Genomic DNA, 18,066 nt, shown 5'->3' on the forward strand with positions numbered 1-18,066 from the left:
CGTTCCATTGGTGAGATGCCGATACGTCGACGGGGGAAATTCCACTAAGATAAGTGTGGTCTAATATTTCACCGCGCTCAAGTATTGGCTGTGCCAACTGGTAGGCCAGCCGGATACTGGCGGCTTTCACTCGATTGTCATTTTTTCGCTAAAGTCACATCTTCTACCAATCCAGAGTTATTTGCGTGTTGTTCAGCAACCCATGGTTCGCCACATCACGCAACGACTGGCCACTCGCCAGTAAGGAGACTGTGGATACGTGAATACTCTTGCCCTCGACCCGACCGAGAACCGCCATTCACAGCACCAGTCGCTTGCCCACAAGTATGAGAGTTGGGGGAGCGTGCGGGCGGACGTGGTCAAAAGAACCGGGCTTGAGCGCCAGGAGACAAGAATCCTCCAGCCAAACCATGTGTTCTTGATGAACCTGAAGGGCACGGCGAGCCGCGGAGAAGACATTGTGGACGGGCGCCGGATTGCCTTTTTGCCGCGCCGGGCCGGTTCGATAATCTTCATGCCCGCCGGCAGTGATTGGAATGGGTGGGACGAGGGGGACGCGACCGCTTCCTACCTCCTGGTCTCGATTGAAAAAGGGTTCGCTGACGACGTGTTTGCGGGAATGGCTCGCAATCGCGCGGAAGTGCTGCCGCCTTCGATCGGATTTCGGGACACCACTGTAGAATTGGCGTTGCAGAGGATTGTCTTGGAGCTCAAGCAGCCTGACCCCATCAGCGCAACGATAGTGGAGTGCCAGGCCACGCAATTGCTCGGGCAAATGTTCAGGTTGAACGGCGTCCACCGGGAACCGGCAAAAGGCGGTTTGTCATCGTTCGATCTCAAGCGAGCGGTGGGAATGATCGAGGCCTTGTCGGGCGGCAGACCTACGCTCGCCGATTTGGCAAAAGAGGTTGGGATTAGCCGGTTCCATTTCTGGAGGGCCTTCAAGCAGTCGACTGGCATGACGCCGCACGCATTCATTGCGCAGCGCCGATTGGAGCACTCCGCGGATATGCTGCGATCGACCAATTTGTCGGCGACGGAGATCGCGATGGAATGTGGTTTCGGCAGTTCGAGCCATTTCACGACCGCCTTTAAGCGGGCCTTCGGCGCGGCCCCCACGGAATTTCGTCGTCAGTGCAGAATCTAGGCCGCCGATTGTCGGTTCTCAGCAAGTATCGGAAAACCCCAACATCACAGTAAAGCAGGCTTGGCGGAACAAGGTATCCATCGGCGGTCAGCCTGGATGAGCCGCTCATGTCGAACCTGGTTCGAATTCATCATGCCAAGGGGCGGGCCGACCGGTCCAATCCCCGCGTGGGATTCCTGGCGAGCACGCTATCGGCGGCTGTTGCCCGAAACGGCTACTACATCGCATCCGCCTGGATTCTCGTCGAGCGAGGATACGGAACTGCCGGCGTGGCGACTTTCCTTGCGATCGCAAGCATTGTCGAATTCATCGCGAGCCCTTTGGCCGGCCTAGCGGCGGATCGATTTGACAGGCGATGCTTGAACGTATCGGCAGACCTCGGCCGCTTCGTCGTCATGATGGCGACAGCTTGCGCGCTCCTCTACATGGACGTGTTTCTGATTATCTGCCTGTCAGCGGTCCTCTTTTCGTTTTGCGACCGTGTCGCGCTAACGAGCTCTCAATCAATGATCCCCGTGATAGCCGGCGGCCGCGATCTTGTAGCCTCGAATTCCGCCGTCTTCTTCGTCATGCAGTTCGGCAATCTCGGCGCAGCTCTGCTTGCAGGGCCGTTGCTGCATGAGCGCTCCCCAGCCCTGCCATTCACCGTTCTTGCTGCCTTCTTCCTATTTTCAGCGGGCTGCCTTGCCTTGATGCGGCTGGAACCGGTTTCGCGCGATGTCCGCATCGCCAAAATCTCTGCGGCACAAATCGATCCGAGCCTGCGTCGTCTCATCGTCGTCTACGCGCTTCTCTACACTGGCGCGGTGCTTGTCAGCGTCCTGGGATCGAGTTTCGTCTTCCAGGAGCAGAAGGGTACTGCCGTGGATTTCGGCTACCTCGAGGCTGCATGGTCGGCGGGCTCACTGATCGGCGCGGTCATTCTAATCCGAATTGAAAGAGCGATGAGCACTCATGCGCTGCATCTCATGCTTTTGGGCTTAACGGCGCTGGTACTCATGGCGTTGGCATATCTAAGCTCGCCTTGGACAGTGGTCCTTTTTGCCGCGCTCGGATTTCTATACAATCTTGGACGCGTCAGCGTTGAAGTCACATTGCAGTCGCATGTATCCGTTTATCTGTTGGGCCGGGCCAAAGGCATCATGCACAGTGTGGCCGTGGCGCTCGGGTTACTCGTCTTCGGCATCGGCGCCGCTGTAGGAGATCGAGCATTTCCTTCGACGATATTCTTCAGCTTCGGAGTGGTGCTCCTCATCAGTATTTCGTGTTTGAGCGTCGGTGCCGTTCAGCCGCAAGAAAAAGGTGAATCGTGAGGTGGAAGAGCTAACGGCAGGTGCAGATGCGAAACATGCAGTCCTGGGGTCGCTGACGGCACTCTACCCCTGGATGAGCCCATATTATTCCCGGCCGATACGCGACTATGCGTTTCGCCTGTTCGAGGCGCCAGCTCCGAAAGCCGTGCCGGAAATTCGCCGTCACGCCCTTACCAAGGTGCTCGACGCGATCAAGAACGCTGGGGAGCGAAACGGATTGCCCCTCAATGCCGTTTCACAAATCTGCAGAGAATTCGAAAAGCGCCGTGTGATGCAGACAGGCCCTCATTTGTTTCTCCTCATGGAGCCGGAAGCCTATTACACACACATCTTCAGCCTCCTGGGCCTCTCGGCGCATGGCTGTTCGACCTATGTTTCCTACGCCGTTTCGACGGTGAACCTCGTTGAAAAGCCACGCAAGGGGCCAGGCTGGCTCACCGTTGACGGGAAGCCGATCAACGTCTTCGGCCTCAGCCGAAGCCGGATGATCGGATACAGCCTGTTAGCCGGGCAGGGTCCCTATAGGTTCGAGTTGTTGCCGACGGAGTCAAACACGGGGGAAGACGCACTCGGGCTGCTTCGCAGCTTTCTGCCGAAGACGCAATTCGAGCGGCCCGCGCATGCCATCAAGGCAGCCAATCAGCTCCTCTGGCCAAAAATGTTCGGAGGCCGCTTTGCCTTCCTGCAGATCGACGACGAAGATGTTGCCGACCTGGTGGCTGATCATCTGTCGGACGAAAATTCCTGGCTACGCATGAGACTGCTGGAAGACCCGAAGTTCGCTTCCAATATCCTTGCCGGCCTCGACGGGCTCGCGTCTGGCCCCTGGAGTGGCTGGCTCGCTCGGGGTACTGATTTCTTTTGGTTCTATGAAAATGGCAAACGCCGTCCGCTGCGTCTCGTCGCCGGCGAACTCATCGATCCTGCGACCGGTATGAAGGTGGCGTGCTTCACAGCCCCCGACATCCTCGAGCGGCTGGCAAACCGCAGCCTTGTCCCGAATCTCCTGCTGATGTTTCTGGTTTTGTCGATCCTGCCCGGCGTGCGCGCGCTTGGAGGCAGCTATCAGCCAATCTACTACCCCCTGATGCGCTATGTCGTCTGCCGGGCGCTCGAGGCCGCAGGCGTGGATGGAGATCTTCAGCAGGCTCTCGCGACCGACGACGTTCCGGGCGCTTGGGGACATCGGGTCGTTGAGTGTGATGATGATCCGTTCGAGCTGTTCCTAAATGGCATGAACGGCGGGATGAGTGATCTCATCGACCGTTTGGGCGACATTTCCTTCGCCGAGGCATGCGGAAGCATGAAGGGCTTTGTGACTGACCCGTGGTGGCATGAACTTCACAGCCGGTTGCGGCAGGGGTTGGTCACGCCGGCCGACGAGGAATGGGCTTTTTCCTGAAATGTTTTATGCGCTTCCACCGCCGATTGCTAATGGCTGCTTCGCGCCTAATCGGCCGTTCAGGCAAACTTTGCCTTCGCCGAAAGAGGACAGTCCGTTCTAGTGAACCGGATGGCTGCCGTGCGCCCCAATCGAACGAGTCTTTCCATAGCGTCGCCCGAACGGCGCTCTCAGCACGCCCACGGCATCAGAGTTGTCAGCTGAAAAAAAATGCGCCAGGTGAGTAGCGCACCGAGCAAGCAGACGAGAAGGATGATGCTAAGAGCGAATCGGTGAAGTGTAATCCGGTTTTCCAGCTTGCGATAAAGAGGGAGGAACTCCGCGGCGACGACGGAGTAGTCGCCGTTTAGCTTTGTCTTCTGTCGGGTCAGATCGTCGTCTATCGTCGACAGCGTCAGCAGCTGGTTGACGATGGCAAACGCCAGAAGGGCAACAAACAGCGTTGCACCCAGCGAGATAGCCAAGTTCGCCCAAAAATTCACGTCGCATTGAGTTGCGGGTTTGAGCTGGGTGGCGATTATCACACTCGCGACGGGAATGCCCATTATCTGGTTCTGGATGTCGTGGAATGTTTTATGAATCTTACCGGTGTAGTCCGCGATGGCCTCTTCCGCCTTCCCCCGGATCTTGTCGTACGAGAACTCCGACGCGAACAGCCTGTAGCTGTCCTCACACTTCGTGACGAAGTCCCGAAGGTGTCGAAGAAGGTACTTGAAGCGCTCGCCGTCGGGATGAGTGCGGCACGTCTCAATGAGGGTAGTAGCGACGATCGCAGTTTTCTGGTCTTTGTGCACCTTCTGCATGACGAAGTTCTCGAACTCGTCGACCAGCATGGAGTTTAAGGAGACAAGGTCCGATGACTTGAAATCTACGGGGACCATCAGCCGGATCGGGCCGAGGAACAGCATCTCGGCCTGGTATGGGTCGAGAAAGGCAGCCGCCTCTTTTAAGGTGCGGACCAGGCGCAATGCATTCCGGTAGCGCGCGACGGAGTCGGGGACGACGGTATCGTTGTAGGCGAACCTTTCATCGATCAGGTAGTAGCGCTCCGGCTCGCCTATGCGGTTGCGACGGTTCTCGAGCAGCCGGTCGAGGTTGAGCGCAAGGAAGCCAAGTCCTGTGCGCGGAGCGCCGATCTCGACGCTAACGGTCGCGCCTATGAGGATCGAAGACGCTGAATCGACCGTGAATGCCGCGTCGTCGAACGCCTTCTCATCGTTTTCAATCTGCTTCAGCGTTTCCACGATGCTGTAATCGCGGACCGTCAACTTGCCCGCAGAGCCATCCTTCGAGAACTCCGTGTTGCGGTAGAGGGCTATCAGCTGGTCGAACGTGATCATGAGGCTACACTACTCCTGATCGTGTTCCAGTCTTTCGATCAGTTCGGCAGGGAGTTCGGTGAAAGTCAGGGTCTTCTTGTCGTCATTATAGACAATCTTGCCGTCGGTGAGGGCCTGCCGATTGAATTCGACCGACCAGAGTCGGGTCTTCGCGGAGAACTTCACCATCGGCGACAGTGCTCGTTTCTTCGGAACGAAGCCGTCGCTAAGTCCGACATCCGGATCACCAAGCGTTTTGGCGAGTTCTTTCGGATTATCTGGAAACAGCTCGTTGGAGAATGTCTCAAGATCCAAAGGCTCGTTGTCTCGGATGTATCGCTGGCAGATGTCGTACGCCTTCTGTAGAAAAGCCTGCTTGTCCTTCACGAAACCCTTCGCCGGCTCGGCGAAACCGTTCAGCACGCGCACGAGTGTCCTGGTATCCTCGAGGTCCTGAACGGTGCTGTCGCAACCGAGGAATTCCTTGAAGTACTCGGCGACGTTCCCCTTGCCCTTAAGGAAGCCGATGTAACGGTCCGCCGAGTTAGTCCATGCAGTGATGTTGATCCGGCCGGCGAAGCGGAAGCCGTCGAGATCGAGGTGTTCGACTGACGCAATGTCAAAGTTTTTGGTGAGCGCCGCGCCGAGCTTATCGTTGATGATCGCCACTAGCAGATACCGCTGCTCGTCCTTTTCGAGATGCGCGAACAGGACGTGGCCGCCCGTCGCCCCGGGCTTTCGGCGCGCCTGAACGGTCAGTGTCGTCATCAGCTTGGCCGTGAGCGTAGCGAAGTCCTTGAAGTCGCCCTTCCGGAATTCGTCAAGATAGGTCTGTGCCGGATAGTTGTCGGCGCTTGCCGCGAAGCGCCCGTGGGACTTCGAGGCGCGGCTCGCATACATCGCGTGCAGCTCGCCAACTACCCGCTCAACCGTTTTCGAGACCTTCAGGTGCGCGTTACCTGACACCGTTTCGAAGTTCTCGGAATCCTTCTTCAGGTCGTGCACCGCGACCTGAATGACCTGCTCGACCATCGAATCCTCCCCCTCATGATGGCAGTTATGCGAGACGTTAGGCTCCGAAGGCAAGTGTTCGTAGATTAGCGGAGGGAATATCCGCGCCGAGCGTGCAGAAAGGCGGAGCATCTTTCGACACGCATATGGCCTACGATCGCAGCGCGGATTGGATTTTCTTCCACTCAGGAATTTCATCAAAACGGTACTTTCTTAGCCCCAACAACTTCGTAAAAAGATCGAACGCGTGGAGGGTTCTTAGGATTAAGAGCGGCGCATTAAACGACGCCATTACCACGCCCGAGAGAGTGTCTTGCCGTTCAGAAAGCAACGCCTCGAGGACGACGATCTCATTGCCCGGATCTACGATCCAAGCTCCGGCATTGCCAACGAAGGTGAAGACACGGAATCGGCAGCCGGGTGAACGATCTCGCAAAGTTTCGCGTAGAGCGGCTTTACGCCGGGAATCTTCATTTTGTCCACGTGGTCGACGTACTGGAAGGTCTGCATCGCCTTATGACTGTCCGGTGTCTTTTCGGTCTTCAGCACCTTCCGGGCATGTGTGAAATGTATCAGCGTGTCTTCCAGCTCCTTTGCGGACAGCATGGGCTCTCCGGTCTGACCGGAAGTCTCGGCCCGTATCGCATCCTTGTTGTAGGCGAGCGTGTGGGCCACCGATCCCAAGCTGTGGTTTATATCGCCAGCTGATTCGATCAGGCTTCTACATGCCGACGCCCAGCCATATAGGCTTCCCGCCTCATGTTCGCGGATCGCCACCTTGATCCACCTGGACGTACGAAATACCGATGCAACCGCAGCCATATGCGCCCGGTAAAGCATCTCCGTCCAATAGATGTGCTTCATGTATTCTCGCCCGATCGTTTCGTCGCGAGACCTGCGTTCGAACTCCGACAAATCCTCGAAAGTGTACCTGTCTCTCATCAGATCAGGCGCAATGTCGTTGACTATGCGACCGTAGATTTCGGAGTTCTTCCCGAATACTGCGGACATTTTCTTAATGTCAAGATCGAGAGCTGGTGTTGGGGGCGACTCTGGGACCATGGAGAGAACGTCTTTCAAACACATCTTAACAGAGAAGCCGGACGCCCCCTGCCAAGGTGCATCGCTGACAAGGCTAATACATGGACTCGTGCCTAACCGAAATTGGCCTGGGCAGCGTCTAGCGCAATATGCCGACGAGAGCCGGAGTAGGATTAGGTGCGCTGACGCAGAAAATGCCAGCCTGGCGGCCTTCCTACTTCCACTTGGCTATTCGCTCCTTGCCGCTGGTACTCAAAACTGCACCAAGAAAGTCGCTCGAGCGCTCGTGGTCAATCTCTCGCCGCCGCGCCTTTATGACGTGCAAAGGCTTTGGCATCGAACTTGCGGATTCGATTAGGATAAGGCCAACGCCGTGCTTTGAGCACTCGTCCTTAACCCGGCTCTCCTGATCGGGTGCCGTCTTTGTCCACATTGCTGCATCGATGGGGAAGACCACATACGCCTTTGTCGCAGCGCTGGTGTGTGAAAGCGCTTCGAATACCGCCAGAACATTGGCCGAATCGGGTCGCTTCACTTCGAAAGTAACGACGTCAAATTCGTTGCCGATCGTATAGGAGAATTTCTTATGTGAAACGAGAGTGAAATCCGGTCTCGTCCATGGACCTATTATCTTACTATCTTTTCTCGCCGTATTCTCAAGAAGGAACTCAGATCTGTCGTAATTGCTACCGATCCATAATTCTTGAAGAACGTTCTCGACAACGGGATAATAACTCTCCTCAGGTACTATGAATGTTTTGTCACCGACGCTTTTGGTCAGGCTGATATAGCCTTGAGTAAGTTGATTGAGATAGTTTTGGCTTATGCCATATCTGATGGCTGCGTCAGTAGATGCTTCGTTGTCTCCAATCGTCCGCTTCAGTGTGGTGCGGGTAATTTGCCCACCATCCTTGCGGAATCTATCGATTACATCCTTTAAGAGCTCAAGCGTTCTTAGGCTTGGTGATAAAATCGAACCAGACAAACTTCCCCCCTCGTACAGTTTGATATCAGTTCGCTCCGCTACACCATATAAACAGGCTTTTGGCAGACCGAACATCGATAGGAACGCTGCTAACATATCTTCGCAGGACATTATTCTTCAATGGGCATATTTGCTCCTTTCTCAAAGCGTCCGGCCAACCCAAGCCCGCGCCTCGTCCTCCAAAGCGAGCGTCGCAGGCGAAACGCGCCGCGGGCCGTCGTAGGATCAGGTACTCAGGCGCCAGGCATCCTTGCATACAGCTTCCTAAGAGCAAAACCAGCGATCGCCCGAAAGAGCGACAAGTTACTCTTTTTGCTTGAGAGTACCCATACTGTCCGATTCTTGGTGTTATTCTTGGGCGAACAGTGCAGACTGCGTTTGGGGCGGACCATTCCAAGCAGGGGGGATCTTGGGGGAACTCAGAGACGCATTGCAGTCGCTGTTAGAGTCGCGGGGGCTGGCGCTGCCCGATGGCCGTCCGCTCTATGCATACAGGTTCGCGCGCACCGACTTCGACCGAATCGGCGCGATCTTGCGTCTATGCGGCCTTTCGGCGGTACGCGATCGTCATGGCGCGGCGCTAATCGTGTCGCACGTGGCGGAGTGGTTTAGACGCGAGCGGAGCGGCGGCCACTGGGATTGGATTCGTCCGCTCCGAGCCATTGGTCTGGACTACGGACCTTATGCACGGATCCAATATCGAGACGTCGAAAGCTTGGTGAGCCTCGGATTGCGAGTTTGGCGCCGTCCCGAGCCGACAGGAGGCGAGCGGCTCCTCGCCATAGTACGCGAGGCAGGCTTTCCGGTCGCATCGGTTCGCGAGGATCCGCGAATTTCGTCCTGGCTGAAGAATTCGGTGCTGTGCGCCGAAAGAGGTTTCTCGACCCGTGATGCCGTTGGCGCCGAGGCATGGCGCGTGTCGGACCGCTTGGCGCAGGCGCTATTCGATCCGGCAGTCGATCTCTGCGACAAGATCATCGACCTGCGCGCTTCGCTCCCACCCCCCGAAGCCCGCGGCGACCCGGTCGACTATCTAGATCAGAACAGGCTCGGCTGGCGAGACGAACTCCCGTTCGACGTAGAATGTGAGGACATTCGGTCCATGGTCGAGCAAATCGTCCGACTTCGCGACGATGGGGCCGCAGCGCTCGATGTCAGTCGACACCTAGTTCGCGCTGACGACGAATGGCAGGCGCGGGCTTCGCTCGGCTTGTCCGGACGGATCGATCTGCGGCGTTTGCCGTCGTCGGTTGCCGAGGCAGTTCTGGACGGCCGTAGGATCAGAATCTTTCCACGCCCTCCATTCTGCCAGGAGCTGATCGCCGTAGCCGCCATCGAGACGTATGAAAAGGACGACGCGCCAACGCACGAATTGCGCGCGTTTGTGGCCAAGTTTGATTCGCCGCTCGCTTTGGGGGACGAGGCGCGTCTCCTTGTACATTCGGGCAGCAACACCGTCGGTGAGTTCATCGCCGCCGGTGGGGAGCCGCTGCACGATCCTGTCATCGCGCTCCAAATCGAGCAGGTCGACCAAAACGAATCCCCAACAAGGCTGCGAGTGTTGGGGTCGTCACCTGCACGGACGAGCCGGCCCGCGCTTGCGCTCGCCGTGCGCGATGAGCACTTCCGCTCGGTCTCGTTCTCGGCTGGCTTCACGGATCTCGGGCGTTGCGCGGGCGATCGTCGTGTCGTCAGCTTCAGCGGCTCTGCAGCGTTCACGCTAGCGGGCGCGCGATCGTCGTGGAGGACGGCGGCGGAGCGCGAAGTCGACGCACGCCCTATACTCGTTGGCAATCTCGTTCGCAATGTGCGCGAGTCCGTGTTCCGCGGTATGCCGAAGCTATGGATCGACCGAGATGGCCACCTCGCTTCTCCGAGGCGCCAAACGCTGCATTGGCGCCCTCGCGGAAGAGGAACGTGGCGATCGGTCGATGGCTCGAAACCATGGGGAAATGTCGATCTCGCCGTGATCGAGAATGGCGAGCTCCTATTCGCGATTGGGGCATCGATCGTTCCGCCGAACTTTGACCTGGCGGTGGATCGCGGCAGGAGGGAGTTTCGGGTTACTGGGCTCGACACTCGACTGCTCGGCGCGCGCGGGTCGACCAATCTGGACGTTCGGTTCGAAGGCGAGATGGCGATTGTTCGGCTCGGCCCCCCGACCGGAGCATCGACGATCGTCCTCAGACCGCGATGGGATGCAGAGCTCGCGCTGACCTTCACCGATCCGAACTATGACCTGCGCCTAATCGACGCCAACGACGTCCTCGTCCCACCGCGTTCGACCTTCTCGGTCGACGGCTTGAAGGGGTTCCGAATCCTTGCCACGCGCGAAGTATCCTTGTGCATGGAATTGCGCGCGAACGATGCTCCGCGCTTGACGATCACACGGCGCGTGTCCGGCGAAGTTCCTCTTTCCGCCTTCGCCGATACGATAACGCAGTTACTCGGCAACTCGGAGAGCTTGGACGCCCGCGTCGAACTCTCCACGATCGGTGCGACCGCCAACATCGCCGATGTGCGATGGTATGCCGAGGACGTCGATCCTTTCGACGCTCCCCCGCTAAACGCCTTTTCCGTGCTCGCAACCACGCATGGGCTGGATCTCCAAGGGATTTCGCTCGCACATCCGGCAGCCGGCACCGTGTCTCTCGTGGCCCCCGCGAGCCAGGTCGCGATGCGTGCCGAACTAAGCCGCGCACTCCCGCCCGGCCCGTGGCTGATCTATGGTCGGCGTCGGCAAGGCACAAAGGTCCGGCCGAGGATCGTGCCTGCGGCGGCGAGGGCGGCCACAGGAGAAGAAACCTTGTTCGAACGGGCGATCGGCATCGATGGGTCTGCCGCTCGCGCAGCCGCCTTTATTCAGGCCTATGCGCAACCAGAACAGGTTGCCCCGCGAGATCGCCGCACGATTATCGATCTTCTCACGCTGGCTCGCCGCGAGGGCCTCCCTATCTCGTCGATCGACGCGCTGAAAGCATTCGACCGTTCGCCCGGCTTCGCCGCGCTCTTGCTTGCGTCGTGTGACTCCCTCGATGAGCGCGCGGCGCTGCTCGACTTGCAGCGGGACTTACCATTTTTGTGGTCCTCGACGACCGTTGGCAACTGGTTGAGCGCCTTCTCGGCTCGGATCGAGCATGCAAGGATGCGGTTGACGGAGGTCGGGATCGATACCTCCGTTGCCTACCGCAGCGCGATCACCGCTCTCGACGACATCGTTGGACTGAGACCAGAGCTGGCAGGCCATGCAAAGGCGGTCTTTCTGATGCAGATCGCTCCCGAAATGGCGCGTGAGAAAACGTCGATCGATGGTGCGGCCGTAAACTTCCTTCAGATTGGTGGAAGCGATCGAGTGCGACGCGAAATCGACCGTCTGATCGGCCGCCACGACGACGACGACCCACCACCCCAAGGCCTGCTAGGCGTCAGAAGCCGAACAGCTCAGCAGTCGCACTGGGCGCCCTATGATCCAAGCTTCATGGAAGTCATCGCGGTTCCCTTTGCCATCGCCGATCATGCGAGCGGTCGAACACCCCTCGACGAGGGCGAACAGCGGCGTTGCCGCCACGCCTGGCTTTACGATCCCGAATATTTCGAAGCGATTGTGCCGATAGGCATTGACGCGGTCCTTCGCGGCTTCGCTAGGGTTGGAGAAAGAAAATCATGATCGACTTCGACCGCATGATGGTGCGCCTGCCAGAGCAGGCAGCCGACGCTATCCTAGGTATGCTGCGCCCGAAATCGCGGACCCTCGTGAGCCACCTTAGGGCCACTTGGGGGGCGCCCGCCGGAAGCGACGGCTCTCTGATCGCAGAACCCTTTGTGGAAGGCGCGTTTCCATGGTTGCCATTGGACGGTGGTTGGGGGGCGCTCAAGCCGGGACTGCTCGATCCGCGAACGATCGACGTGCTTACATCCGTGTCGTTTCCACCCTATGTGCATCAAGCGGATGCTTGGCAACATCTAACGGCTGAATGTCCCTCTTCAGTGATCGTTTCGAGCGGCACTGGCTCCGGCAAGACGGAATGCTTCCTCGTTCCGATCCTCGATCGCTTGGTGCGACTCTCTGATGGTGGCGCGCGACCGCTCAACGGTGTGCGCGCCCTCATGCTCTATCCCCTCAATGCATTAATTAGCAGCCAGGAAGAGCGACTTCACCGGTGGTTCGAGCCTTTCGGCGGAACGCTTCGGTATTGTCTTTACAATGGGGAGACGCCCGACACTGCACGTGCCGCCGTTCGCGCGCAGAAGCCCTGGCGCGTCGGAGATCGCACAGCACTCCGCGCTTCTGCGCCCCCGGTGCTCGTTACCAACGCGACGATGCTCGAATATATGCTCATTCGCCAGAACGACGCGCCGATTCTGGCGGCGTCACAAGGAAAACTCGACTTTATCGTTCTCGACGAAGCCCATTCCTACATGGGCGCGCAAGCCGCTGAGATAGCGCTGCTCCTTCGACGGGTCGCGCTCGCCTTTGGTCGTACCCCAGATCAGATCCGCTACGTGGCGACGTCTGCAACGATTGGCGGAGCAAGCGCCAAGGCTGATCTCAGCCGTTTCCTGCAAGACCTGTCAGGCGCGCCTGCCGACGCGATCCACGTCGTCGATGGGCAGCGGGCGCCGCTCCCGCCAGAACCGCCGCATTATGACGAGCGGCCGCTCCGACCGGGAGCGCTCACCAACCTCGACCCTATAGAAAGTGGGCACCTACTCGCACAGTCCGCTCGGCTGCGCGCCACGCGCGAAGAGTTGCGGACAGGCAAAATCTATTCGTGGCGCGCATGGACCGAGAAAGCATCAACGCTCGCCGGCGGTGCGGTCGATGCGACGCGATTACTCGTCGAGGCCGCGCGAGCAAAAGACCCGCACGCCGACCCGGTAATGGCAGCGAGCGGCGGAGACGCCATTTTACCCAACCGAATTCATCTGTTTCATCGGACCGTCGCGGGCTTGTGGGTTTGCGTCAATCCCGCCTGTTCGGCGAGTCCCAGGCACGTGGAAGGTTCCGATTGGCCTTACGGTCCGATCTTCTCCGAAACGCGCGAGCATTGCCCACATTGCTCATCTATCGTTCTCGAATGGGTCTGCTGCACGCTTTGCGGCGAGGGTGCCCTCAGAGCCGAGGAGTACGATGGCGGCTCACGTATCGCCGCGTGGAGCGATGGCAACGACGAGGATGGATTCGAACAAACGCTTGAGCGCGAAGATCCAAGCGACCTCCAAGAGGAGGAGGAGCAGGAGAGAGCCGGCGCCGAGGCGCCGACGATAGTGTCGCGTCGATATCTGACGCTGCCGTTGAAAGCCGGGTCGCACGGACTAAGTGTGGAGTTGGAAACCGGCATCATCGATAGTGACGCTCGGCGGCAGATCGTTTTCGCGGCCAGCCGAGACATCTCCGAATGCCCGGCCTGTACGAAAGCACCCAATCGGGTAGATGCGAGCCGCGGCGCCATGCGGGCGGCAGTCGCCGGTGCGCCATTCCTCATGGCGCAGATTACGCCGGGTTTCCTGGCCGACATGTCGCCTGAGCCAGTGTCGGACGAACCGCTTCCCTTCGACGGTCGCCGGCTCATCACATTCACTGACGCCCGGCAAGGTACAGCGCGCCATGCAGCCAACGTGCAGATCGCGTCGGAACGCACTTTCGTGCGCGGCTTCATCTACCAGTTCGTCCAGGAAAGAGCTGGCGTCGACAGCGAGGCGCTAGCTTTGATCGACAGGAGGATCGCTCGGCTCAGGGAAGATCCCGGTGATGCAATGTTCGCTGGCATGGCCGATGATCTTGAGCGTGAACGAGCGAGAATGGTCGGTAGCACTGCGAGGCCCTGGCGCGACCTTGTCCGACGCCTGGCGCGACACACGACGGTTGATCATTTTCTCCGGGCGCTCTGGACGACCACTAATCGCGACGATCGCTTCCAGGACCCTGAAATGCTCGCTGAATTCCTCCTTTACCGGGAAGCCATGCGGCGACCGGTGCGCGCCAATTCGGCCGAAACCCTCGGGCTGTTCCGTTTCGAGCTGCCTGGGATAGACGATGCCGCGCCGCGCGTTCCCAAGTCGGCTCAAGCAGTAGGGATGACCGGTGAAGATTGGCGCGATTTGCTGCGGCTCCTCGTCACTCATTTCCTGCGCACCAACGTCGCGCTTGACTTCCCGCGTTGGTGGCTGAACTGGATCGATCGCCGCCAGAGCCATATTGAGGTCAAGCCTTGGGCACCGGGCGAAAAATCGAGCCTATACGTGCGCCTTTGGCCCAATCCCTATGGCGTACGCCTGACGCGCGTCGTTCGGCTTCTGTTTCAGGCGTTGCAGTTAGACCCGGACTATCAGGTCCACAAGGACAAGGTCAGTGATGTCCTGATCGATGCCTGGCACGCTCTACAACGATTCATGACGCCAACCGACAATGGATTCCGTCTCAAACTCGGCGATCTCGCGGTGGCGAAGGTCGAGAAGGCATTTTGGTGCCCTACGACTAGACGTGTCCTCGACACGACGATGAGAGGAAGGAGCCCTTACGACTTGGACGGCATCCATCCGATCGCCGCGCCAATGACGCTTCCGCGACTGCCGTTTCCTTGGCGCCGTGGCCCGGACGGACATGCAATCGACGAGGACGCGATGGATGCGTGGCTCGCGACCGACCCCATCGTCGTTGAGCGGCGCGACGCTGGTCAATGGGGCGACCAGCAAGATCGAACGGCGAAATTTTCGCCATGGCTGCGGGCCGCCGAGCATTCGGCTCAGCAGGCGAGCACGACGCTAAGGCGCTATGAGCGAGAATTCAAGGCGGGCAAAATTAACGTCCTCGGCTGTTCGACCACGATGGAGATGGGTGTTGACATCGGCAGCATCGAAGCCGTGCTCAACACCAATACACCACCAGAGATTGCCAACTACCGTCAGCGTGTCGGTCGCGCGGGCCGGCAACGCCAGCCGATCGCCGTCGGGTTGACGCTGTGTAAGGACCGGCCGCTCGATCGGATGACCATCGCCAACCCATTGGACTACCTTGAGCGCCAAGTTAGGACGCCTCGGGTCAGCCTTGAGAGCCCGACTATCGCGACGCGCCACGCCGCCGCGCTCCTCCTCGCTCGCTTCCTTGCGAGCCTCGGGACGGAACTCCACAAGCTCACCAACGGGACCTTCTTCGCGCTAACTTCCGAAGCGACTCTCGAGACGGGGACCGCCCCCGCGGTCGCCTTCTTGGCGTGGCTCGACGCGGTTCCGTCGAACCGTGCCATGACGGCCGCGCTGTCGCACTTGCTAGCGGGAACACCGGTCACGCCGGGTTGGGATCTCATCGAGGTACTTCGCACACGAATGGAGAGGATCACGGCCGAACTGCGGGCTGAATGGGAAGCGCTTGCATCCGCCACCAACGAAAGTCCAGCGGGCGATGTGGAGCTCGCCGCGATCAACAAGGCTCGCGAACTTCAGCGTCATCGCCTGGAACGCGGCTACCTGCTGGGCGAATTGGCCGGGAGGGGGTTCCTGCCTTCGTATGGGTTTCCCACCGACGTGGTCCAGTTCGTCACCGAGACGGCTAGCGAGAAATCGGCGAAGGAGCGGGCCGGCGGGGGTGGAGGCGAGCCTCAGGAGCGCAGCTTCGGCCGTGGCTATCCTTCACGCTCACGCGAAGTCGGTATCTACGAGTATGCCCCGGGCCGAGCCATCGTCGTCGACGGCGTGGTTCGCGAATCCGCTGGTGTCACGCTCAATTGGCAGCGTCCCGTATCGGCAGCAGGTCTGCGCGAGATCCAAAGCCTGCGAACAATGTGGTCCTGTAAGACTTGCGGTGCCTTGTCATCGAAACCTTCCGCGATCGAACAGACGCCGTGCGCCGAGTGCGGCTCGAATAGTATGACCCCAGTTCGTTATCTGAGCCCGGGAGGCTTCTCAGTGGATGTCCGTTTCAAGATTCATGACGATCCATCTGACATTGGTGGAGCCAAAGTGGTCGATCCCTGGGTCTCAACGCGTGAGGCGCCTTGGCGGTCGTTGCCGGACCCGGCAGTAGGGCGCGTGCGTGCTAGCCCGGATGGCACGGTCTTCTGGTTTAACCCCGGTGAGCATGGTCACGGGTATGCGCTCTGCCTGCATTGCGGCCGGGCCGAAGCTGAGGAAGACGCCTTGGGTGGCCCCGGTCTGTCGGAGCACAAGCCGTTGCGCGGCGCTCCAACCGCAATCGACGGTTTCACTTGCAGCGGCGCGCCAGAATTCGCCCCATACGCAGTCACGCGCAATCTGATGCTGGCCCACGAGATCAGGACCGATCTTTGTGAGATACAACTCTACGACTGCCGCTCACGCGATGTCGCATTGACCATTGCGCTCGCCCTGCGTGAAGCAGTGGCAAAGCGCCTTGGCGTGGATGCTGACGAAATGGGGTTCGCAGCGCCTGCCGCACCGAACCCACAAGGGCGGGATAATTGGAGCAGCGTCATTTTCGACCGGGCGAGCGGTGGTGCTGGATTCTCCGCGACGATTGCGCGCGATCCGGTTGGCCTGCTTGGCGATGCGCGAACGTTCCTTGATTGCAGCCTGCCCGGCCGATGCGGCGATCGCAACGCAACGCGTGTCTGTCCTCGCTGCGTCCTCGCGCCCGACGCGCAACACGCCGTCGAGGCTACCGATCGAGCCGCGGCGTTTGATCTACTCACCAATACGCTATCTCGCATTGCGCTTCCCGAGGAACATCGTTTGTTCGGGCCCACGACCGCTTACGAGTCTGCGGCGCTTACGGACGCGTTGAACGAGTGGATGACAACCGACCCAGCTGCCGAACTCTGTGTTGTACTGCACGGCGACCCGACGAACTGGGATTTCGATGCTTGGCCGATGGCTCCTGTTGTAGAGCGATGGGGCGCGCGAGGCCGTAAGGTGACGGTTGAAGTCGACAGAGCCGCGTTGGAGCGCGCCGATGCAGTCACTCGGCGCCGCATCGCCCTTTGGATCGAAAGGGCCCGAGCATCGCTCTGCTCTCTACCAAGAGCGGATGCGGAAATCCTGGCGGTCGTGACTGCGACCGACCGGGCGTTCGCTTGGGCTTCCCTCGATCGCGAGGCGTATCGTATCGGCTCCGGCTGGGCGAGCACATCAGGTGCGCCAGTGGTGCGGGGGAAGAGGGAGCGCATAAACGAAAGCCCGGCGACGATCGACTCGAGATCGCTGCTCGTTGAGAGAGTGAGAGAAACAATTTTCGAGCTGTACAACGAGTTAGATGGCCCGGTCACTGGCTTCGGACAGCGGTTGAAGGCCCTCATGATCGGCCGAAACGAGACGCTCGCCGCCGTTTTGTCCGAGCCATGTAGCGAGCTGCGCTATTCAGATCGCTATCTGTTCAGTCCTCTTGTCGTGCGGTTGGTCGCGGAGCTTTTTGCGGGTTTCGCGAATGCGAATACCGCCATTTTCGTCGACACGCTCGTACAGCGCCGCGACAATCGCCGTCCGCGTATCGGTAAGACATTAAAGGACGACTGGCCGGACGTGGCCGACCGCAACGTCGTGTTCCAGCATCTGCTTGCGCAAATTGCTCCCGCCGGGAGGCTCAACCTTCATCAGGACGTTCCCCATCGAAGGCGGCTGGATTTTCGCACGCCCAGAGGATCGGGGACGATCTTCTTCGACCAAGGTGTCGGATCGTGGGTAACCGCCAGCGTTGTTGCCTTCGATCCGATGGCACCAATTGCTGATCAGCTTCGTGCAGTGGACGCGCCTTTCGTGGTCGAGAATGGACCGAACGGAACTTTCTTCGCGTCTAGGTTGGATTAATGGTCGAGAACAAAATCGGAACTTTGCTGGTGGCGGATTTGACGGTAAGGTCTGAAACAGATGGAATCGGA

General features: G+C 59.2%; 9 protein-coding genes. 5 read left to right on the forward strand and 4 right to left on the reverse strand.

What is annotated here, in order from left to right; genetic code table 11:
• The first annotated feature begins 259 nt into the window (after nt 1–259).
• From FJ428_RS16190 to FJ428_RS16200, 3 genes are all read left to right on the forward strand, one after another.
• On the forward strand, nt 260–1,147 hold the full coding sequence (locus FJ428_RS16190; RefSeq protein WP_140879767.1) for an AraC family transcriptional regulator: 888 nt from the start codon (nt 260–262) through the stop codon (nt 1,145–1,147).
• Between the two features lie 107 nt (nt 1,148–1,254).
• The gene (locus tag FJ428_RS16195; protein ID WP_140879768.1) at nt 1,255–2,460 is read left to right on the forward strand and encodes an MFS transporter; all 1,206 of its coding nucleotides are present in this window, start codon (nt 1,255–1,257) and stop codon (nt 2,458–2,460) included.
• Nucleotides 2,426–3,862, forward strand: coding sequence for a hypothetical protein (locus FJ428_RS16200; RefSeq protein ID WP_140879769.1), 1,437 nt, complete (start codon nt 2,426–2,428; stop codon nt 3,860–3,862). Before FJ428_RS16195 ends, FJ428_RS16200 begins: the two co-directional genes overlap by 35 nt.
• Nucleotides 3,863–4,032: 170 nt before the next feature.
• Here FJ428_RS16200 and FJ428_RS16205 read toward each other — a convergent pair whose 3' ends face one another.
• The 4 genes from FJ428_RS16205 to FJ428_RS16220 form a co-directional block, all read right to left on the reverse strand.
• The gene (locus FJ428_RS16205; RefSeq protein WP_140879770.1) at nt 4,033–5,202 is read right to left on the reverse strand and encodes a hypothetical protein; all 1,170 of its coding nucleotides are present in this window, start codon (nt 5,200–5,202) and stop codon (nt 4,033–4,035) included.
• A gap of 9 nt (nt 5,203–5,211) precedes the next feature.
• On the reverse strand, nt 5,212–6,213 hold the full coding sequence (locus FJ428_RS16210) for a nucleoid-associated protein (RefSeq protein ID WP_181167315.1): 1,002 nt from the start codon (nt 6,211–6,213) through the stop codon (nt 5,212–5,214).
• A 342-nt stretch (nt 6,214–6,555) separates the two neighbouring features.
• Nucleotides 6,556–7,056, reverse strand: coding sequence for a hypothetical protein (locus tag FJ428_RS16215; protein WP_140879772.1), 501 nt, complete (start codon nt 7,054–7,056; stop codon nt 6,556–6,558).
• 391 nt (nt 7,057–7,447) lie between these two features.
• Entirely contained in the window at nt 7,448–8,293 is an 846-nt protein-coding gene (locus FJ428_RS16220) for a hypothetical protein (RefSeq protein ID WP_181167316.1), read from the reverse strand.
• 355 nt (nt 8,294–8,648) lie between these two features.
• On the opposite strand from FJ428_RS16220, the gene FJ428_RS16225 reads away from it, so the two are divergent.
• Nucleotides 8,649–11,885: an STY4851/ECs_5259 family protein gene (locus FJ428_RS16225; RefSeq protein ID WP_140879774.1), complete on the forward strand. Its 3,237-nt coding sequence runs from the start codon at nt 8,649–8,651 to the stop codon at nt 11,883–11,885.
• Entirely contained in the window at nt 11,882–17,995 is a 6,114-nt protein-coding gene (locus FJ428_RS16230) for a DEAD/DEAH box helicase (RefSeq protein ID WP_140879775.1), read from the forward strand. The genes FJ428_RS16225 and FJ428_RS16230 overlap by 4 nt, the downstream gene beginning before the upstream one ends.
• The last annotated feature ends 71 nt before the right edge of the window (nt 17,996–18,066 follow it).

It is taken from the genome of Mesorhizobium sp. B2-8-1, from assembly GCF_006440955.1.
GTDB lineage: Bacteria > Pseudomonadota > Alphaproteobacteria > Rhizobiales > Rhizobiaceae > Mesorhizobium.